Annotated in this window: 21 protein-coding genes; 7 read left to right on the forward strand and 14 right to left on the reverse strand. The window is 47.1% G+C overall.

What is annotated here, in order from left to right; all coding sequences use genetic code 11:
* Window positions 1–86: 86 nt before the first annotated feature.
* The 3 genes from A1sIIB106_RS05075 to fdxA are packed head-to-tail and all read right to left on the reverse strand — an operon-like array spanning window position 87 to window position 2,494.
* A complete protein-coding gene (locus A1sIIB106_RS05075; RefSeq protein WP_095677592.1) occupies window positions 87–1,064 on the reverse strand; it encodes a nucleotidyltransferase family protein in 978 nt (325 codons plus the stop codon).
* Entirely contained in the window at window positions 1,065–2,135 is a 1,071-nt protein-coding gene (gene dapC / locus A1sIIB106_RS05080; protein ID WP_095677593.1) for a succinyldiaminopimelate transaminase, read from the reverse strand.
* 41 nt (window positions 2,136–2,176) lie between these two features.
* Window positions 2,177–2,494: a ferredoxin gene (gene fdxA, locus A1sIIB106_RS05085; protein ID WP_095671419.1), complete on the reverse strand. Its 318-nt coding sequence runs from the start codon at window positions 2,492–2,494 to the stop codon at window positions 2,177–2,179.
* 104 nt (window positions 2,495–2,598) lie between these two features.
* Here fdxA and A1sIIB106_RS05090 point away from each other — a divergent pair, with 104 nt between their 5' ends.
* A complete protein-coding gene (locus tag A1sIIB106_RS05090; RefSeq protein WP_095677594.1) occupies window positions 2,599–3,582 on the forward strand; it encodes a GNAT family N-acetyltransferase in 984 nt (327 codons plus the stop codon).
* The gene (gene cysS, locus A1sIIB106_RS05095; protein ID WP_095677595.1) at window positions 3,579–4,952 is read left to right on the forward strand and encodes a cysteine--tRNA ligase; all 1,374 of its coding nucleotides are present in this window, start codon (window positions 3,579–3,581) and stop codon (window positions 4,950–4,952) included. Before A1sIIB106_RS05090 ends, cysS begins: the two co-directional genes overlap by 4 nt.
* Window positions 4,953–4,958: 6 nt before the next feature.
* Here the strand turns inward: cysS and A1sIIB106_RS05100 are convergent, their stop codons facing one another.
* Genes A1sIIB106_RS05100 through moeZ form a run of 3 tightly spaced genes read right to left on the reverse strand, consistent with a single transcriptional unit; the run spans window position 4,959 to window position 7,349 of the window.
* Complete coding sequence (locus tag A1sIIB106_RS05100; RefSeq protein ID WP_095677596.1) at window positions 4,959–5,273, reverse strand: hypothetical protein; 315 nt, start codon at window positions 5,271–5,273, stop codon at window positions 4,959–4,961.
* Complete coding sequence (gene mshB / locus A1sIIB106_RS05105) at window positions 5,274–6,140, reverse strand: N-acetyl-1-D-myo-inositol-2-amino-2-deoxy-alpha-D-glucopyranoside deacetylase (protein ID WP_095671423.1); 867 nt, start codon at window positions 6,138–6,140, stop codon at window positions 5,274–5,276.
* Window positions 6,141–6,152: 12 nt separating this feature from the next.
* Complete coding sequence (gene moeZ / locus A1sIIB106_RS05110; protein WP_095677597.1) at window positions 6,153–7,349, reverse strand: adenylyltransferase/sulfurtransferase MoeZ; 1,197 nt, start codon at window positions 7,347–7,349, stop codon at window positions 6,153–6,155.
* Window positions 7,350–7,469: 120 nt separating this feature from the next.
* On the opposite strand from moeZ, the gene A1sIIB106_RS05115 reads away from it, so the two are divergent.
* The 3 genes from A1sIIB106_RS05115 (at window position 7,470) to A1sIIB106_RS05125 (ending at window position 9,771) form a co-directional block, all read left to right on the forward strand.
* On the forward strand, window positions 7,470–8,099 hold the full coding sequence (locus A1sIIB106_RS05115; RefSeq protein WP_095671425.1) for a TetR/AcrR family transcriptional regulator: 630 nt from the start codon (window positions 7,470–7,472) through the stop codon (window positions 8,097–8,099).
* Between the two features lie 63 nt (window positions 8,100–8,162).
* On the forward strand, window positions 8,163–8,420 hold the full coding sequence (locus A1sIIB106_RS05120; protein ID WP_190277167.1) for a DUF3107 family protein: 258 nt from the start codon (window positions 8,163–8,165) through the stop codon (window positions 8,418–8,420).
* Between the two features lies 1 nt (window position 8,421).
* The gene (locus A1sIIB106_RS05125; protein ID WP_095677599.1) at window positions 8,422–9,771 is read left to right on the forward strand and encodes a DEAD/DEAH box helicase; all 1,350 of its coding nucleotides are present in this window, start codon (window positions 8,422–8,424) and stop codon (window positions 9,769–9,771) included.
* Here A1sIIB106_RS05125 and A1sIIB106_RS05130 read toward each other — a convergent pair whose 3' ends face one another.
* The 5 genes from A1sIIB106_RS05130 to A1sIIB106_RS05150 are packed head-to-tail and all read right to left on the reverse strand — an operon-like array spanning window position 9,772 to window position 13,633.
* Window positions 9,772–10,440 carry a ParA family protein gene (locus A1sIIB106_RS05130; RefSeq protein WP_095677600.1) on the reverse strand — a complete coding sequence of 223 codons (669 nt, stop codon included), beginning with the start codon at window positions 10,438–10,440 and terminating at the stop codon, window positions 9,772–9,774.
* Window positions 10,440–11,246: an oxygenase MpaB family protein gene (locus tag A1sIIB106_RS05135; protein WP_095677601.1), complete on the reverse strand. Its 807-nt coding sequence runs from the start codon at window positions 11,244–11,246 to the stop codon at window positions 10,440–10,442. Before A1sIIB106_RS05135 ends, A1sIIB106_RS05130 begins: the two co-directional genes overlap by 1 nt.
* Before the next feature lie 16 nt (window positions 11,247–11,262).
* On the reverse strand, window positions 11,263–11,880 hold the full coding sequence (locus A1sIIB106_RS05140; RefSeq protein WP_095671430.1) for a MarC family protein: 618 nt from the start codon (window positions 11,878–11,880) through the stop codon (window positions 11,263–11,265).
* Window positions 11,877–12,722 carry a PHP domain-containing protein gene (locus A1sIIB106_RS05145; protein ID WP_095677602.1) on the reverse strand — a complete coding sequence of 282 codons (846 nt, stop codon included), beginning with the start codon at window positions 12,720–12,722 and terminating at the stop codon, window positions 11,877–11,879. Before A1sIIB106_RS05145 ends, A1sIIB106_RS05140 begins: the two co-directional genes overlap by 4 nt.
* Window positions 12,722–13,633, reverse strand: coding sequence for a DMT family transporter (locus A1sIIB106_RS05150; RefSeq protein ID WP_095677603.1), 912 nt, complete (start codon window positions 13,631–13,633; stop codon window positions 12,722–12,724). The genes A1sIIB106_RS05145 and A1sIIB106_RS05150 overlap by 1 nt, the downstream gene beginning before the upstream one ends.
* Window positions 13,634–13,680: 47 nt before the next feature.
* Here A1sIIB106_RS05150 and A1sIIB106_RS05155 point away from each other — a divergent pair, with 47 nt between their 5' ends.
* Together A1sIIB106_RS05155 and A1sIIB106_RS05160 are read left to right on the forward strand one after the other, a co-directional pair.
* Window positions 13,681–15,030 (forward strand): magnesium transporter MgtE N-terminal domain-containing protein, encoded by a 1,350-nt coding sequence (locus A1sIIB106_RS05155; RefSeq protein WP_095671433.1) that lies wholly within the window; start codon window positions 13,681–13,683, stop codon window positions 15,028–15,030.
* Window positions 15,030–15,530, forward strand: coding sequence for a DUF1003 domain-containing protein (locus tag A1sIIB106_RS05160; protein WP_095677604.1), 501 nt, complete (start codon window positions 15,030–15,032; stop codon window positions 15,528–15,530). The genes A1sIIB106_RS05155 and A1sIIB106_RS05160 overlap by 1 nt, the downstream gene beginning before the upstream one ends.
* Here A1sIIB106_RS05160 and A1sIIB106_RS05165 read toward each other — a convergent pair.
* The 3 genes from A1sIIB106_RS05165 to A1sIIB106_RS05175 are packed head-to-tail and all read right to left on the reverse strand — an operon-like array spanning window position 15,498 to window position 18,111.
* Window positions 15,498–16,631, reverse strand: a complete 1,134-nt coding sequence (locus tag A1sIIB106_RS05165) for an Mrp/NBP35 family ATP-binding protein (RefSeq protein WP_095677605.1) — start codon at window positions 16,629–16,631, stop codon at window positions 15,498–15,500. The genes A1sIIB106_RS05160 and A1sIIB106_RS05165 overlap by 33 nt on opposite strands.
* Window positions 16,628–16,936, reverse strand: a complete 309-nt coding sequence (locus A1sIIB106_RS05170) for a sec-independent translocase (protein ID WP_095677606.1) — start codon at window positions 16,934–16,936, stop codon at window positions 16,628–16,630. Before A1sIIB106_RS05170 ends, A1sIIB106_RS05165 begins: the two co-directional genes overlap by 4 nt.
* Window positions 16,937–16,977: 41 nt before the next feature.
* Window positions 16,978–18,111: a S1C family serine protease gene (locus A1sIIB106_RS05175; RefSeq protein ID WP_095677607.1), complete on the reverse strand. Its 1,134-nt coding sequence runs from the start codon at window positions 18,109–18,111 to the stop codon at window positions 16,978–16,980.
* Window positions 18,112–18,122 lie beyond the last annotated feature (11 nt).

Consider the following 18,122-nt stretch of genomic DNA (forward strand, 5'->3'; position numbering starts at 1 on the left):
GTGCGATCCCGAGGTTGAGACTCGAAAATCCGCACATTTCTCGAAGATTGCCGCCAAATCCACCACTTTTTCGGTGATTTATCGACTTAAGCAGGTGATATTTCTAAATTTTCCGTTGGAGATAAGTATTTCGAGACTATCTGCGCATCTGCTTGAACTTCACTTCCGTGGAGAATAAATGAATCGCGAATCAGCGCGCCAGCGCCGATCTTTACGTTATCGCCGATGATCGAGTTATCAATAGTTACACCCTGACCGATATCGCAATTAACTCCGATACTCGAACCACCAGTTGCCAAGCTGTCGGGACCAAAAGTGGTGCCCTCCCCCGCTGCAAAAGCGCCATTTACTAAATCTCGAGAGCCCTTAAAGAGCGCTGCCGGAGTTCCGATATCGAGCCAGTAAGACTGCTCGTTATATCCAAATACCGGGCGTCCCGAATTTACTAAGTTTGGAAAAGTCTCGCGCTCAACACTTACAACTTTATTCAGCGGAATCTCTGCAATGACGCTCGGTGAGAAGACGTAGCAACCGGCATTTATGGCGTTAGTTACTGGGTTATCCATTTTTTCTAGAAAAGCAGTTACACGTCCTTGATCATCAGTTGGAACGCAACCAAAAGCTCGGGCATCTGCAACGTTAATTAAATGTAAGGTGATATCAGCCTTATTCTTGCGATGAAACTCTAACTGCGCAGCAATGCTGTGGTGGCTAAGTACATCGCCATTAAAGATCACAAACTCTTCATCTGCAGCTTTTGCCGCTTCTAAATCTATTAGCTCTGCAGCATTTCGAATCGCGCCGCCCGTACCTAAAGGTTCTTTCTCAACGGCATATTTAAGTTTAATTCCCCATTTAGAGCCGTCTCCAAAGTAAGGGATAAAAACTTCAGATAGATACGAAGTTGCCAGAATTACCGTTGTGATCCCAGCTTTCTTGGCTGCAAGAAGTTGGTGCTCTGTTACTGGCAGGCCCCCCACTGGCAACATTGGCTTGGGGGTTTGATTTGTTAGCGGCTTAAGGCGAGTGCCAAATCCACCAACTAAGAGAATTCCAATAGCCATTTAAATCGCCGCTTTAATGCGCTGTGCAGCGCCAGATATCTGCGCATCCGTTGCAGTCATTGCGATTCGAATATGTGAAGCACCAAGAGCACCATAGAAGGAGCCTGGTGTTGCGACGATGCCCAATTTGGCCAGCCATTCCACAGATTTCCAGCAATCTTCTGACCGGGTGCACCAGATATATAAACCGGCGGCAGATTCTTCAATTTTAAATCCGGCTGCAATCAAGGCTGGTGCGAGCAATGCGCGTCGAGAGTTATAGCGATTTCGTTGTTCAACTACATGGGTCTCATCACTTAGCGCTGCCACCATTGCGTTCTGAATTGGCAACGGAACCATCATGCCGGCATGTTTGCGGACTTCTCGAATTTGCGAAATTAGCTTTGCATCACCGATCAAAAATGCTCCACGATAGCCAGCCATAGAAGAGCGTTTAGATAGCGAATGAACCACCAAAATATTTGAGTTATCGCCATCTGTGTATTTCAGAAGAGAAGTTGGCGTAGCGGTATCTCCGAAGTCGATATAACACTCATCGCAAACCAGCGTTGCACCCTGCTTACGCGCCCAGTTAATCGTTGCGCGGAGTTCGGATTCAGAGTGCACGCGCCCTGTTGGGTTAGATGGTGAATTTACCCATGCAAAATCCGCGCTCGGCCAAGTCGCTGCATCGATACCAACTGCAATAGGTTCTGATTGCGCAAGTAACGCTCCAACTAAATAAGTTGGATATGCGATTTCTGGAAAGATAACTTTCTGACTTTGTAAAAGAGTTGGTAGCCAAGCAACTAACTCTTTAGATCCGATAACGGGAAGTACATCGAAATCTCCCGTTGCACCTAAGTGGTTGATCGCCCAATTGCGAATAGCCTCTTGTAACTCTTTTGTTCCGGCGGTCACGGGATAGCGCGGCGAATCAGAACTTTCTTTAAGTGCGCTTTGAATAAGTTGCGGAGTCGCATCAACTGGAGTTCCCTGCGAAAGATCTATCGCACCATCTGGATGTTGACGTGCGATTTCAGAATATGGGGCGAGCGCATCCCATGGAAAATCCGGCAGTTTTTCACGCATCGTTTTTCCAGTGGATAAAGGGAATCAGCGTCTCTTAGAAATTATTCTTTAGGGGGAAGCGAAACCACATTTGGGTGGTCGCTATTAGTAAGGCCAACCTTGGCCGCTCCGCCTGGTGAACCTAGCTCAACGAAAAACTCGGTATTTACCTTTGAGAAATCTTTCCATTGTGATGGAACATCATCTTCGTAGTAAATCGCCTCTACTGGGCAGACTGGTTCGCACGCGCCGCAGTCGACGCATTCGTCGGGTTGGATGTAAAGCATGCGGTTACCTTCATAGATGCAATCAACCGGGCATTCCTCGATACAAGACTTGTCTTTGATATCAACACACGGCTGAGCAATTATGTAGGTCACGAGAGTTCCTCCAAATAAAGTCCACATCGCTCTGGGTGTTCAGAGCCTGCGATGGCGCTAATTCTAACCATGCACTTGGGCCAACGCCCGATTAAAGTAACGACATGAGCCCATCTAGCCAGAAATCGCAACCTAACCTGGCTGCTGCAATTGGCGCTCGAGTCACAGTACGGCTGCACGAAGCAACGGGTGGCTTTAGGGATGTCGTCGGGATTCTGCAGCGCTGCGGCGATGGCGTAAACGAGTTACTTAACTCCAAGGGTCAGATAATTTCCTTCTCAGAAGATGAGATTGCTATCTGGCGCGAAATTAGACCACTACCCGATCGCGCGGGAACGGGCGCTCCTTTCTCGCTACGAATTCAAGAGCTAGAACATCTCTCTGATTTAACTTGGCCAGCAGATGAAATTAAGGAAATTGGCAAATGGCGGTTGAGAATTTCTGATGGCTTCACTATGCGCGCAAATTCTGTTCTACCCACAGGTGCTGCTCCATTTGGAGAACCTAATTTAGATCTAAGCAAGGCAGTTGATGAAGTAGTAAAGATTTACCAAGAAAAAGATTTAACTCCAACATTTACATTGCCATTACCTCTGTACGAAGAACTTGATAATTACTTAGCTGGCCTTGGATGGAAAGTAAAAATCGGTGCAGAGTATTTAATCAACGACATTCCAGATAACCTCGATCTTGAAAGTGTCGATTTTCAAATTGTGATCACTTCCGAGCCAACGCCAGAATGGCTTGCTCTTCAATCTGACCATCAGCTCGAGCGTATTATGCGAAACTACCCAGCTCATTATGCGGAAATTAAATTTGATAACCAGACTGTGGCGATCGGAAGAATTGCAACTTTTGGAAAATGGTCGCTGGCTACTCGCGTATTTGTTAACCCTGAATTTAGAGGTAAAGGTATTGGCACATTGCTAATGCGCGCCTTGATGGCTGCTGCCAAAGGTGATGGTGCAACCAAAGTTGGGCTACAGGTAGATAGCGAAAACGGTGCAGGGCTGGCGCTCTATAAATCAATGGGCTTTCGCTTCCATCACTTCTATAACTACCGCGTTCTTTCGGATGTGAGCAAATGAGTATTTTCTCTATCTACAACACCCAGAGCCGCAACCTGCAGGCAGTAAATGTCATAGGCAGACCTGTTCGTATCTATTGCTGCGGGCCAACTGTTTATCGCGATGCCCATGTTGGTAACTTGCGGACATTTCTCTTAGCTGACTTGATTTCAAGGACTCTCAAATTATCTGGGCTAGAAGTTTTACTGATTCAGAACATAACCGATGTTGGTCATATGTCAGAGGATTTTGAATCCGAAGATAAAATGCTTAGCCAAGCCAAATTGGAAAAAGTAGATCCTTTTGAGATCGCCCGCAAATACGAAGTGAAGTTTCATACCGATATCGCGCGATTAAATATTGCACCTGCCAAGAGCTACCCACGAGCAAGTGAAACTATTCCAGGGATGCTTTTAAGTATTCAAACGCTGATTGAAAATGGAAGCGCATATGTCAGCGAAAGTGGCTCGGTCTATTTCAGCGCCGAGTCCTTTCCAAGTTATGGCGCAATAAGTGGCAATCGCCTTGATTCGCTAAAGCCCGGACATCGCTACGAATACTCAGAAGATGGAGAAAAGAAGTTCCACGCCGATTGGGCGCTCTGGAAATCAGCCGGCAACCGCAGTGAAATGGTTTGGGATTCACCTTGGGGTCGCGGATTTCCTGGTTGGCATATTGAGTGCACAGCGATGTCACTTGATCTTTTGGATAGACACGTAGATATTCATGTTGGTGGAATTGATCTTCGCTTTCCACACCATGAAAATGAACGTGCGCAATCGAATTCCATTATCGGAGGCGAAGCGGTGGACCTTTGGGTCCATGGAGAACATCTGCTTTTTGAAGGTCGCAAGATGTCAAAGAGCGCCAATAACGTTGTACTTGTCGAAGATCTAATTTCCAAAGGTTTAGATCCACTATCGCTGCGTCTGGCGCTAATGGAGAACCGCTATAGATCGCAAATGGATTTAACTTGGGACTCACTACGTGCAGCTAATTCAACCCTTAACCGTTGGCGTAGCGCAATGGCTAGTTGGGGCAACTCAGAAACGATTGGTTTTGACTCCGAAATTCATTCTTCCTTGCTTGCAGATTTAGATACTCCCCGCGCCTTACTGAGATTGCGCGCTATAGAAAAAGATCAATTACTTACTTCGGTGCAGAAGCGTGAAATCTTTAACTACGCCGACCAAGTATTTGCCTTAGATTTGAAACGAGTGGTCGAGGTTAAGCCGCTGACTTCTGAACAATCTGCCTTACTCGAGAGCCGAGCAACGGCCCGTGCAAATAAGAATTGGGGCGAGAGCGATCGCATTCGAGATTTGTTAGCCCGCGATGGAATAGTCGTAAGTGATAACCCAGAAGGTCAGAGCTGGGCTTGGTCTAACTGACCATTTTTAATTCGCTGGTAAAAGAAGTGCTGCGATAATTGCAATAAATGAGAAGGCTAGAAAATAGTTTCCTAAAGAATCTCCCTGGATAAAGATCTCATTTCCATTTCCGAAAGATGCACCGCGAGTGAAGATAAACATCCAAGCCAGCGTTGCTAATACTTTATATTTGCGTTTTCCATAACTTCTACCAACGGCCCAAATAGCGGTAAAGGTTCCAACGACCGCTAAGGCGATACCAAAAGGTGGAAGAAAAAGATGTAGAAAGACTGCGGCAACCCCGGCTGCTGCCCCCGCGACAAGAGAAGCAATTATCTTCATTTAAAGTTTGACTCCGGCAAATATGTCGCGCTCTCTACCATTTTCATCAAATGGCTCTGCTTTATCACCGCGAACCAAGGTGTAATACTCGTCGCCCCAGACTTGAAGCCCTAAATTATTTGATAGCGCAAAGAAAGGGCCATCGGTAGAAATTTGAGTTACATGGGCCTTCATCGCCGCCATTTTTTTCTCTACTTGTGAATTACCGTCGATTAGCGTTGTTACAAAGTGATCATCTTTTGCAAAGGGGAGATCATCAACGCTCTCAGCTCCGAAGAAATCTGAGCCAAGCTCTTTCATCTTTGCCATGCTTTCGGCGATTACCGATTTTGGCATTGTGTTCCAATAAATCTTTTGAATCTGCCAAATCGATTCATCCGCCGCCAACATCGCAATCCGGTGAGCCTGTATGTGATCGGGGTGGCCATATCCCCCAATTTCATCGTAGGTAATCAAGACATGTGGCTTAACTTCATCAATTACCGATACGAGATATTGCGTTGCTTCTGCGAGATCTGCCTGCCAGAAAACATCTGGGCGGTTATTTGGATCCGTACCCATCATTCCGCTATCTCGGTAAACCTTCTTACCTTCAGCTAAGAAACGGTGATCGGTTATGCCCAACTCGTTCATTGCATCGGCAAGTTCAGTAATTCGGTGCTCGCCTAACTTATCTGTTGCGCCACTTGCTAGATGTGTTAACTCTGGAACAAGAATGTCGCCTTCTTCACCGCGCGTGCAGGTCACGAGCGTTACAGATGCGCCAAGCTCTGCATAAAGCGCCATAGTCGCGCCATTGTTTATCGTCTCGTCATCGGGATGTGCGTGAACAAGCAGCACGCGATAACCCGAATAAGACTTTGTCATTAACGCTGCTCTTTAATAAACCGGCAGAGAGGTATCGATTTGCTTGGCCCAAGCGATGACTCCACCAGAAACATGCGAAGCGCCTGAAAAACCTGCTCCTTTAAGGATGGCAAGACATTCAGCCGAACGTACCCCACTCTTGCAGTGCAAAATAATTGGTTTATCTTGCGGAAGATCTGCCAGAACGGTTCCGTCTAAAAATCCTTGTTTAGGTAGCAGATGCGAACCTGGGATACGAACAATTTCAAACTCGCTTGGCTCGCGCACATCAATAAGATAGAAATCTTCTTTATTATCCATCTTAGATTTGAGTTCGCCTACAGAAATTGTTGATTCTTTAACTGCAACTTCTGCAGCATCTGACAGAGTTCCACAGAATGCTTCATAATCAGGGAGAAGCTCAGTCTGAGTTGGATTGTCACCGCACAATGGACACTTCGGATCTTTGCGAATCTTTACTTTGCGGAATGACATTTCAAGTGCGTCATAGACCATGAGTGAGCCAACCATCGGTTCGCCAACTCCAGTAATGACCTTTATCGCTTCCGTAGTTTGAATAGATCCAATGGTTGCGCAGAGAACTCCTAGTACGCCACCTTCGGCACAACTTGGCACCATTCCAGGAGGTGGAGGTTCTGGGTATAGACAGCGGTAGCAAGGTCCGTATTCGGCCCAGAAAACGCTCGCTTGTCCATCAAAGCGATAGATCGAGCCCCAGACATAAGGTTTCTTTAACAAAACGCAGGCATCATTTACGAGATAGCGCGTTGCAAAGTTATCTGTTCCATCAACAATGATGTCGTACTGCGCAAAAATTTCCTTCACATTTGTAACATCAAGTCGAACTTCATGAGTAATCACATTTACATAAGGATTAATCTCTGAGATTTTCTCTTTCGCAGATTGCGCTTTGCTCTTTCCAATATCGGATTGACCGTGAATTATCTGGCGCTGCAGATTAGATTCATCGACGGTATCGAATTCAACTATTCCTAGAGTTCCGATTCCGGCTGCAGCTAGGTACATAAGGGCTGGCGAACCAAGTCCTCCTGCGCCTACGCAAAGAACCTTTGCATTCATCAGCCGTTGCTGACCCGTCATAGCAACATCAGGAATAATTAGATGCCGGCTATAGCGGCGAACTTCATCAACAGTTAGCGCAGGGCCGGGTGAAACTAACGCTGGTATTGAATCGCGCTGTGAAGTCATGGTTCGTATTCTGCCGTAGCCATCGGCTGAGTGCCAATTCGATAACTTTCTTGCTGCAAACGACTCTCAACTGCATATCTCTCTTTCGCATTTGCCAGTATTGCCTCTACGATATGCGCAATGACTACTGTTGATCTAAATTCAAAAGGCGACAAAGCCCGCTTGCCACGCGATGAGCGTCGTGCAATTCTCTTAAACGCGGCGCTAGAAGTATTCACTGCAGCTGGCTACCACTCCGCTGCAATGGATGAGATCGCAGATCGCGCCAATGTCAGCAAGCCGGTTCTTTATCAGCATTTTCCATCGAAATTAGATCTTTACTTAGCGGTTTTAGACCTTCACATTGACTCTCTGGTCTACGAAATTCAAAAGGCAATATCTTCAACTCCAGATAACGCAAAGCGTGTACATGCCACGGTGGTTGCCTACTTCGAATTTATCGAAAATGAGGGTGAAGCATTCCGCCTCTTGTTCGAAAGCGATATGAGCGTTGAACCACAAGTTCGTGAGCGTTTAAATCGCATGACCTACGATTGTGCAGCTGCAGTAAGCGCTGTAATTTCAAATGACACTGGACTTCCTAAAGATGTCGCAATGCTCCTTGGCGTAGGTTTAATTGGCTATGTTCAAGTAGCTGCTCGCCACTGGTTAGAACGTGACGGCAAATTAACTAGACAACAGGCCGTTGAACTCGTTGAGAATTTGATGTGGCGCGGAATTTCAGGGTTCCCGCTCTCTGGCGGTAATTAACTCACGCCTTATCGCTTAATTTCTGGCAGATCTTTATGATGGATTTGCCGATAGGATATGGACATGAGTACAAAGAAGAGTGATTCAGGCGCAGCAACCCAAGTGCGCATCTCCGTAGCAAACATTGCAACAGATCTTGTCTTTGAGACTAACTCCTCTGTTGCTGAGGTAAAGAGCGCTGTCGCTGCAGCACTGGCAGGCGGCACCGCCTTAAATCTCCAAGATTCACGTGGCCACGAGATCATCGTTGCTGGCGACAAGATCGGTTTCGTCGATATCGGCGTCGCAACAGATCGTCGCGTTGGTTTCGGCGCTCTCTAAGGTGTCTATAACTTTTGCCGATCTCCCGCTGCGTCCTGAGACTCAAGCGGCTCTTGCTGAACATGGTTTCAAATCGCCCTTTCCAATTCAAGAGATGGTTCTACCAATCGCACTCGGCGATGGTGATGTAATCGGTCAAGCAAAGACTGGCACTGGCAAGACGTTGGCTTTTGGTATTCCCCTTATCGAACGAGTAATCGCACCGCTGGATAAAGAGTGGGATGCACTTGTTGCAAAGGGGCTGCCCCAGGTTCTTGTTGTTGTTCCAACGCGCGAACTTTGTGTGCAAGTAACAAAAGATATTGAAGAGTTAACCGGTAACCGCGGAATCCGCACCTTAGCTGTTTACGGTGGACGTGCCTTTGAACCACAAATCGAAGCGCTCGAAAAAGGCATTGAGATAGTTGTAGGTACACCAGGCAGACTCTTAGATCTCTATCGCCAAGGACAATTAAAGCTAAAGGAAGTTTCTCGCGTTGTTCTAGATGAAGCAGATGAGATGCTCGATCTAGGATTTCTTCCGGATGTAGAAAAGATCTTCACGAGCACTCCAAACCGCGCACAAACCATGCTTTTTTCAGCAACAATGCCTGGAGATATCATCGCTTTGGCGCGTAGGTTCATGAACCAACCAATTCATATTCGCACTCAAGATAATGAAGATGAGGGCGCGGTTGTCTCTCGCATCAAGCAATATGTTCTACGCGCACATGCCCTAGATAAGATCGAGATGTTGGCGCGAATTCTGCAAGCCGATGGCCGCGGACCAACCATCGTTTTCTGCCGTACTAAGCGCACCTGCCAGAAGACATCTGATGATTTAGCAGAACGTGGCTTCCGCGCTGCTTCAATTCATGGCGATCTTGGACAGAGCGCGCGCGAGAAAGCCCTTAACGACTTTAAGGCCGGTAAATCTGATGTTTTAGTTGCAACAGATGTAGCCGCTCGCGGAATCGACATTGATGGAATAACTCACGTAATTAACTATCAATGCCCGGAAGATGAAAAAACTTACGTGCACCGTATCGGCCGCACTGCTCGTGCTGGTGCAGATGGAATCTCCGTAACTTTTGTTGACTGGGATGATTTAGCGCGCTGGAAGATGATTGATACTGCGCTAACTCTGGGCCTAGGTGAACCTGAAGAGACGTACTCATCATCAGAGCACCTATATGAAATGTTAAATATCCCAGCAGGTTCTAGCGGTCGAATGGTTAAATCTAAGCCAGTAAGTGAAGCTCCAAGAAAAGAGCCAGCAAAGTCCTCTCCAACTAAAGTGAAGATGGCAAAAGAGAAGAGCGAAGACCGTACCGCTCGGGTACGAACCCGCACCAAGAAATTTACTTCTTAACTACTCTAGCCCTAACTTTTCCAGTATTGAGTAGCCAACGTTTCTAAAGCTTTCTGCACTTTCACTCGCCTTGTCATGAGTCAAAATTGAAAGCTTGGTTGCGGCAGCTGCCTCTAACTCAGTTGATTCAAGGAGCGGCTCATCAATTAGCTCTGCCGGAGCGATTAGTGTGTTTTCACCGATCGCTAGAGCCTTAACTTCAACTCCTGCCGAAATTGATTTGATCTGTAAATAGCCTCTGAGTGAGTGCAGGTTATTTCTTACTGGTACAACTACGAGTTGAGATACGGAAAGCGCCATAGATAAAGGCTGAGATAAAGATCCTGGTAGATCCAAGATAACTACGTCATAGCTCTTGGGAAGTTTAGATAGAACATTGGAAAGTGCTTCTACCGAGAAATTAGCGACGAGTCGTGAGTCGGCAGGAATGAAATCAAATCTCTCTGAAGTTGTTACCAAGTTTGAATCATTTATCTTGCTTCCGCTCAAGAAATCTGCGATTGATGTGCGCGGATTTTCAAAACCCAGTCGGAAAGTCAGTGCGCCAGCGGGATCTAGATCAATCAGCAAAGTCTTCTTACCAAATTCAGTAAATGAGACCGCGAGACAGTGCGCCAGAGTTGTTTTCCCGACACCACCTGCAGAATTGGCTATTGAGAGAACCTTCATTATGCGGCCACAGAATTCCAGCGAACTAACGCTTGCTTGTATATGGGTGGCGCGAGCAAAACTTCAGGAATTACTCCGAAGGTTGAACGAACTGCCTTAAGTGAAATATCGGTAATCAATTTCTGACCAGGTATCTGCGGAGTTCCATAAAGCTTGCGCGCCCATTGCGGAAGAGAACTTGCCGCAAGAAGTGCAAGCGAAGCCCAGGCAGGAGCTGCAGGGGTGGCAAATCTAACTGCGCTTGGCATTGGTGGAATGGTTAGAAATAGCGCTGCTCTCTTTGCATCATCAGATGCGCGCAGTTCTGGAGCAATATTCTGAAAGTAGCGCTGCATCTCTGCCATATTTGCTGGAACATCGGCAGTTGGAACTCCAACTAACTCTGCGAATAAAACCATCTCAGATACATATTGATCAGCCTGCAGATCGCTAATCGCCATACCCGAGCGACGAGCGATATCAAGGAATGAATCGACCATCGACATATGCACCCAGAGAAGCAGATGAGGATCATCTAAACCAAGAGAAGTATGAATTTTTCGCACCCGTGCAGCAAGGGCTTGTGACTGACTTCTCTCACCAAAGGTAATCGTTGAAACATAGTCACCGGTGCGTTGTAAGCGGCCCCACGCATCTTCGCGAAAGTTTGAATTCTTTGCCACGCCATCCATGGCAATCGGATGAAGTGCTTGCTGTAGAAGGGCTCGGATTCCACCGACTGCCATCGCGGGATCTGAATGAATCTTCCAGGCCATTGTTTCGGGTGAGAAGAGTCCGCGGGGATCTTCAAGTATTTGCGTTGTCATAAATTATCTTTGCTCGCTACTGCGCGGTGAAGGCTTTGATCGCATCAACCAACATCTGCACTGCAATAGCAGCGAGTAGCAAGCCGGCGATGCGCGCTAACAAAGTGACTCCAGAATCTTTAATGATTCCGAGGATTGTTGTCGAAGCCATAAGTGAAATAGCAATCACAACGTGTACTGCAACTACTGCTGCAATTAAGCCGAGGCTTTGCGCAGGAGTCTCGATTTGTTGGACGAAAATCATCGTTGCAACGATCGCCCCAGGGCCAGCTAATAACGGCGTACCTAGAGGTACAAGGGCAATGTTCTTATCTTTACCATCGGTCTCACCTAGATCTCTGCCGGTGAGAAGTTCTAACGCGACATAAAGAAGCAATAAACCACCAGCGGCTTGCAGAGCTTCGATGGAAACGTTCATGTATTCGAGAATGAAACGTCCAAAGATTGAGAAGAAGGCGATAACAATTAAGGAAACCAGCGCTGCTTGCCATGCCAGCTGAATTCGCTCGCGCTTGCTCTTATCAGCAACTAAGCCAAGAAAAATTGGGGTGGCACCTGGCGGATCTAAAATCACCAAGAGAGTAACGAATGCTTGAATAGAGAAAGTTAAGGTGCTGACTTCAGCAATATTCATGGCGTAACTACCCTTCGTTGACTTGCTAGAGATTCCAACCGCTCCCATTGTGCAGGATCAGTTAGGTTTTCGCCTAATGAATTTAACTTTCCTTGGCCGTGATAGTCGCTTGCCCCAGTAATTACTAGATTCAACTCAGCTGCAACTTGCCTTAACTCAGTGCGCTCACTTGAAGTGTGGTCACGATGATCGATCTCGATCCCGTGCAATCCTGCCGCAACTAAATCTGAAAAAATAGAAGTAGAAATTACATCTCCGCGCCGCGATGCCATGGGATGGGCTATTACGGCAACTCCCCCTGCTGCAACGATTGTGCGGATGGCCACTTCTGGTGTTGGCGTTGCATGGGTTACGTAATACTTTGAATCGTTTGTTAATAATTCTGCAAAGGCTTCATCTCGCGATTTAACTACGCCATTTTTGACTAGCGCATCGGCTAAATGTGGTCTTCCTAGAGTTGCACCTTCTGGAGTCGCTGCAATTACATCTTCCATCGTTATAGCGAATCCATCGCTACGTAGTAGTTCAACCATCTTCTTCATTCTGGGAATACGGGTATCTCGGGCGTCAGATAACATCGCTTGGATCTGAGAATTTTCTCCATCGAAGAGTAGACCGAGCATATGAACGCTAATTCCATCTTCGGTTAGCGTAGAAATTTCTGCACCAAGTGCCAGCGAAATTGGTTTTCTTGCAGCTGAAACCGCTTCTGCCCAACCTGAAGTTGTATCGTGATCGGTCAATCCAAGAACTGTGATTCCAGCAGAAAGCGCTTTGTTAACTAGCGCAAAAGGAGAATCAGTTCCATCGCTTGCGGTGGTGTGGGTATGTAAATCGATCATTATTCAGTCGCTACTTTATCTGCAGGGCTTGTGGGGCGCGTACGAAGAACAACAAGGGCGCAACCGAAGAGAATTAGTGCAATGCCTGGAACTACACCGAGAGGTGGACGTTGATCCATCCACCACATTGCAAGGATCGCGCTAACTGGAACTTCAAAGAATACGATCAATGAAACGACAGCGGGTGAAACTCTCTTCAGCACCGAGTTAAACATGGTGTGGCCAAGGAACTGTGCGCCAAATATTAGTCCCAGCAGGATCCACCATTCACGCGCTTCAAAGTTAAAAATTTGATTTCCGGCGATCAGCGCCATTGGTAGCGCAGTTATGGCGCAGAAGAAATAACAGATCGCTGTATATGTTGAAGTTTCTAAAGTCTGTTGGGCCTTTGACCCAACCAACATATAAACAGCCGCTAGCGCTGCAGAGATAATCGCTGCTAAGTCACCGAGAAATGCTCTAAATGAGATTTGTAGGTCGACTCCGGAAATCAAGAGAACTCCCCCGAAGCTAACAAACATTCCCATCCATGCGCGTGATGGAATATCTCCACCAGTTAGCTTTACAAAGAGCGCCGCAAATATTGGTTGAAGTGCAACGAGGGCAGTTCCTGCAGCAACAGTTGTCATTCGCATAGCGAGAAAGAATCCGATGAAGTGAAGTGCAAGAACGACTCCTGCAAATGTTGCCCATTTTGCACCTGTCCGATCGATGCGATGGCGTAGTGCAAATGGCGCAGTCATTATCGATCCACCTAGATTTCTCCAGAAGATCAAGGTGAGTACTGGCATTGCGCTCATGGCAATCAATGGACCTGAAGTGCCGATGCCAATAATTCCGAGGCCTAAGCGAATTAAATCTGGACGCGCAGGAATTTGTGTGTGGTTATCACGAGATAAAGGCTGCGACATGGAAGTAAAGGTAGCCGATACCCTTATCCAATGAAGGGAGGCCGAAAATGAGCGTTAGCCAAATAAATCGAGTCTTTATCGCCCGTCTAGCGGGTACCGCAGTATTTGATCCAAATGGAGATCCAGTTGGCAAAGTTCGCGATGCAGTTGCAACTCTGCGCAGCAACAATCAGCCTCCCCGAATTCTCGGCCTAGTTGTCGAGGTTCCGTTACGTCGTCGTGTCTTTGTTCCGATTACCCGAGTTACTTCTATCGAATCTGGCGCAGTTGTCATCACCGGCTTAGTAAATATGCGTCGCTTTGAATCACGAGCTGGTGAGTTGCTGGTTCTTGGCGAACTACTCGATCGTTCAATTAATTTAATTGAAAGTGGCGAATCGGTTGTTGTTGAAGATATGGGCATGGAACAAACTCGCACTGGTGACTGGTTTATCAACCGAGTCCATATTATGAAGAAGGGCAGCGGCCTACGTCGCAAGGGCGCTACCTCAACTGTTCAATGGGAAGAAGTAACTGGTTTCGCCCTACCTGAACATAACCAAGGCGTCACTAACTTACTTTCAACGATAAGTAATTTGCGCGCTGCCGACCTTGCTGCCGTTATTCAAGATCTAGCGCCAAAGCGTCGTGTGGAAGTTGCGCGTGCACTCGATGACGAGCGACTTGCTGATGTGCTGCAAGAAATGGATGAGGCAGAACGCGTTGCTCTCTTAGCTGAACTTGAAGGTGAACGTGCTGCAGATGTCCTTGGTGAAATGGATCCAGATGATGCTGCAGATTTGTTGCGTGAGGTTGGTGAAGAAAAGGCGCAAGTTCTAATTGATTTGATGGAACCAGAAGATGCCGAAGATGTTCTGCGTCTTATGACTTACGAGGATTATTCAGCCGGCGGAATGATGACTACCGAGCCGATCGTGATGAGCGCTGATTATTCAGTTGCTGATGCGTTAGCAAGTGTCAGAGCCCGTGAAGTATCTCCGGCTCTGGCATCGCAAGTATTTGTCTGTCGCCAACCGCTAGAAACGCCAACTGGGCGATATATCGGAATGGTTCATTACCAGCGTTTATTACGCGAGCCGCCTTCAACTTTGCTCGGTTCTATCGTAGATACAGATACGCAAGGGTTAAATCCCAACGCATCTCTGCATGAGGTTTCGTCATACTTGGCTAGTTACAACTTGTTATCTGTGCCTGTTGTAGATGCAAATGAGCGTCTACTTGGCGCAGTTACTGTCGATGACGTGCTGGATCACTTGCTGCCTGAGAACTGGCGTCTAGAACATCGCGACTCAACCCGCGGAACTGGGCCAAAGTTAAATCTCTCTGATGTAGCAGGTTCAGAAGTGAGTGAAGAAGATCTTGAATTAGATAATCAGATGGAAGAGGAGGCGCGCTAATGGCACGTTCAACAAGCCCTCGCAATAACGGTCTCGACACTCCACGCGAATCACGTCGTTCCATACGTCCTAATTACGATCCAGAAGTTTTTGGCCGACTATCTGAGCGCTTTGCACGTTTTCTGGGAACGGCTCGCTTCTTGGTCTACATGACTGTCTTTGTACTTTCATGGGTCTTCTGGAATGCACTAGCGCCACGAGATCTGCGCTTTGATGACTATCCATTTATCTTTCTTACCTTGATCCTCTCGCTGCAAGCATCTTATGCCGCACCACTTATTTTGCTCGCGCAAAATCGTCAAGCAGACCGTGATCGAATTTCGCTAAATGAAGATCGGGCCCAGAACGCGCGCTCAGTTGCAGATACCGAATACTTAACGCGCGAACTAGCAAGTCTGCGTATAACACTTGGCGAAGTTGCTACTCGTGATTTCTTGCGAAGTGAACTTGAAGATTTAGTAAAAGAGTTACGTGCTAAGCCCGAGTCGGACGCCAAGTAGCGAACTGCTTCGCACAACTAATTTTTCAGCGATCGCATAAATAGCTTGCGCACTAGGAGAATCCGGTGCGGCAATTACGATCGGTGTTCCTTCATCTCCCCCAGTGCGCAGCTCGGTACTAAATGGAACTTTTCCAAGCAGTGGAACATCGCTGCCCACTAAGTTAGATAGACGAGCCGCAGTTTCTTCTCCGCCGCCTGCACCAAATAAGGCAATTTCATCGCTGCAATGTGGACATGGAAATGCTGACATGTTTTCGATAACACCGACCACGCGCTGATGAATTTGGTGAGCAATGCGACCGGCGCGCTCTGCAACCTCGGCAGCAGCGATTTGTGGAGTTGTTACAACGACAATTTCAGATGTTGGAATCAACTGACCAAGCGAGATCGCTAAATCGCCAGTTCCAGGTGGTAGATCAATCAACAGTAGATCTAAATCTCCCCAGTAAGCATCAGAGAGCAACTGCTCAAGGACTCTGTGAAGCAGCGGACCGCGATAAGCCACAGCATCAGCGCGCTCTGGCTTAAACATTTCCATTGAGACAACTTTTACGCCATACGCCTCAAGTGGAATAAACATCTGGTCGATAGCAGTTGGTCGTTGCCCCATCAAACCCATCAACCTGGGAATTGAGTGGCCATATACATCTGCGTCCAAGATTCCGACACGTAAACCTTTACGCGCTGCAGCAACCGCCAAGTTAGTGGTGAGCGAGGATTTTCCTACTCCACCTTTTCCTGATGCAACGCCGATGACGCGAGTAAGTGATTCGGGCTGTGCAAATGGGATGAACTTCTCACGGCCGCCGCGCAATAACTTCTTTACATTATTGCGCTGTTCTTCATTCATGACACCGAATTGAACTTCGACAGTTGAAATACCAGCGAGTTTAGATACCGCTTCAGTGATGTCGCCGCGCAACCTATCTTGCATTGGACATCCCGAAATAGTTAAGAGGATCTTAAGTTTTGCCACACCTTGCGTGATTTCTACTGATTCAACCATTCCAAGTTCCGGAAGAGGGCGATGAAGTTCAGGATCAGAGACAGTTGCTAGCGCAGCATTAACTTGCTCTAGCAATTCAGCGGCGTTAGTCATAGCAGGTCTGGGTCAATCTTGGCGTTGAACTTTGGGGCTTTCTCAGCCGCATCTACTTCATCTAGCGCGTTTGAAATATGTTTTTTGATGAAAGCCTTGGGACGTAAATCTGAAGGTGAAAGATCTTCAAAGCCTGGTCCAAGATTTTCGCGCAGTTCGCTGGTGGCGCTATTTGCCATGGCTCTAACTTTCTTAATCAGCTTTGCCGCATCTACTGCTAACTGTGGAAGACGTTCTGGTCCTACCAAAATCACAGCAAGAACGCCCAAACCAAATATCTCACCGGCGCCAAAATCGAAGAACATAGTTGTTGATACTACTCTTTAATCAAAGATCCACACGCCGACTATTTGCCCGCGGTGAGAGTCACGGTTGTGGTGGCAGTTACATCGTTTCGGATGTAAGTAAGTTGTACTTTATCGCCGACGCTCTTGGAGCGAATAGCCACAATCAACTCTTCCGAGGTGTTGATTGTTCGGCCATCAAATTTGGTAATTAGATCTCCTGCTTTGAGACCGGCCTTAGCTGCTGGGCCACCTGGCAAGATCGCCTTATCGTTAGCGGCAATTCGTGCGCCATCACCTTCAAATTTCATATCTATTGATACGCCGAGTACTGGGTAGGTTGCCTTGCCGTTCTTAATCAACTGATCTGCAGTCTTGCGCGCTTGATTGATCGGGATTGCAAAACCAAGGCCGATAGATCCAGATTGCGAACCAAATGATGAACCAAGAGTTGCAATTGCGGAGTTAACTCCAATTACCGCACCAGTTGAGTCAATTAGTGGGCCACCTGAGTTTCCAGGATTAATTGCCGCATCTGTTTGAAGTGCGTTAATAAATGAATTATCACTTCCGGTTTCACCAGCAGTTACCGCGCGATCTTTTGCACTGATAATTCCGAGTGTGACTGTTCCAGAAAGTCCAAGCGGTGAGCCGATTGCGATCACTGAATCTCCAACTGCGACTTTGTCGCTATCCCCTAATTGAAGGGCAGTTAAACCAGTTGTTGCAATCTTTATTACCGCTAAATCGTAGGAGGCATCTCTTCCGATAATTTTGGCAACGTATTTCTGGCCATTATTAAGAGTCACATCAATATCACCGTTATTGGTTGCCGCTTCAGCAATCACGTGGTTGTTGGTGAGGATGTATCCATTGCTTTCGATGACAAATCCTGTTCCCGTTGAGCCACCATCTTTTGAACTGGCTTCAATTGAAACAACTGAAGGAATTACGCGCTGCGCCAGGTCGGCTACTGATCCAGGTGCGCGTTCCACAGAATTTGTGACGCGTGAAAGGTTTATTGATTGACCAAATAGGGAACCTGATGATGATGCGCCAAAAATTGCACCGACAAGACCTGCAACAAAGGCGAGCAAGATGGCATTGGCACGGGTAATGAAATTAGCTTTACCGTTTCGAGAAGCCGGCACCCACCAAGGTCCTGTGTTTGGTCCACCAATTTGCGGAGAAGTCATTACGCCATCTT

The organism is Candidatus Planktophila lacus (genome assembly GCF_002288325.1).
GTDB classification, from domain to species: domain Bacteria; phylum Actinomycetota; class Actinomycetes; order Nanopelagicales; family Nanopelagicaceae; genus Planktophila; species Planktophila lacus.

Bases quoted from the DNA above. Each gene is read 5' to 3' on its own strand.
- A1sIIB106_RS05075 (WP_095677592.1), bottom strand. From the start codon at position 1,064: ATGGCTATTGGAATTCTCTTAGTTGGTGGATTTGGCACTCGCCTTAAG.
- dapC (WP_095677593.1), bottom strand. From the start codon at position 2,135: ATGCGTGAAAAACTGCCGGATTTTCCATGGGATGCGCTCGCCCCATAT.
- A1sIIB106_RS05090 (WP_095677594.1), top strand. From the start codon at position 2,599: ATGAGCCCATCTAGCCAGAAATCGCAACCTAACCTGGCTGCTGCAATT.
- cysS (WP_095677595.1), top strand. From the start codon at position 3,579: ATGAGTATTTTCTCTATCTACAACACCCAGAGCCGCAACCTGCAGGCA.
- A1sIIB106_RS05100 (WP_095677596.1), bottom strand. From the start codon at position 5,273: ATGAAGATAATTGCTTCTCTTGTCGCGGGGGCAGCAGCCGGGGTTGCC.
- mshB (WP_095671423.1), bottom strand. From the start codon at position 6,140: ATGACAAAGTCTTATTCGGGTTATCGCGTGCTGCTTGTTCACGCACAT.
- moeZ (WP_095677597.1), bottom strand. From the start codon at position 7,349: ATGACTTCACAGCGCGATTCAATACCAGCGTTAGTTTCACCCGGCCCT.
- A1sIIB106_RS05115 (WP_095671425.1), top strand. From the start codon at position 7,470: ATGACTACTGTTGATCTAAATTCAAAAGGCGACAAAGCCCGCTTGCCA.
- A1sIIB106_RS05120 (WP_190277167.1), top strand. From the start codon at position 8,163: ATGAGTACAAAGAAGAGTGATTCAGGCGCAGCAACCCAAGTGCGCATC.
- A1sIIB106_RS05130 (WP_095677600.1), bottom strand. From the start codon at position 10,440: ATGAAGGTTCTCTCAATAGCCAATTCTGCAGGTGGTGTCGGGAAAACA.
- A1sIIB106_RS05135 (WP_095677601.1), bottom strand. From the start codon at position 11,246: ATGACAACGCAAATACTTGAAGATCCCCGCGGACTCTTCTCACCCGAA.
- A1sIIB106_RS05140 (WP_095671430.1), bottom strand. From the start codon at position 11,880: ATGAATATTGCTGAAGTCAGCACCTTAACTTTCTCTATTCAAGCATTC.
- A1sIIB106_RS05145 (WP_095677602.1), bottom strand. From the start codon at position 12,722: ATGATCGATTTACATACCCACACCACCGCAAGCGATGGAACTGATTCT.
- A1sIIB106_RS05150 (WP_095677603.1), bottom strand. From the start codon at position 13,633: ATGTCGCAGCCTTTATCTCGTGATAACCACACACAAATTCCTGCGCGT.
- A1sIIB106_RS05155 (WP_095671433.1), top strand. From the start codon at position 13,681: ATGAGCGTTAGCCAAATAAATCGAGTCTTTATCGCCCGTCTAGCGGGT.
- A1sIIB106_RS05160 (WP_095677604.1), top strand. From the start codon at position 15,030: ATGGCACGTTCAACAAGCCCTCGCAATAACGGTCTCGACACTCCACGC.
- A1sIIB106_RS05165 (WP_095677605.1), bottom strand. From the start codon at position 16,631: ATGACTAACGCCGCTGAATTGCTAGAGCAAGTTAATGCTGCGCTAGCA.
- A1sIIB106_RS05170 (WP_095677606.1), bottom strand. From the start codon at position 16,936: ATGTTCTTCGATTTTGGCGCCGGTGAGATATTTGGTTTGGGCGTTCTT.
- A1sIIB106_RS05175 (WP_095677607.1), bottom strand. From the start codon at position 18,111: ATGACTTCTCCGCAAATTGGTGGACCAAACACAGGACCTTGGTGGGTG.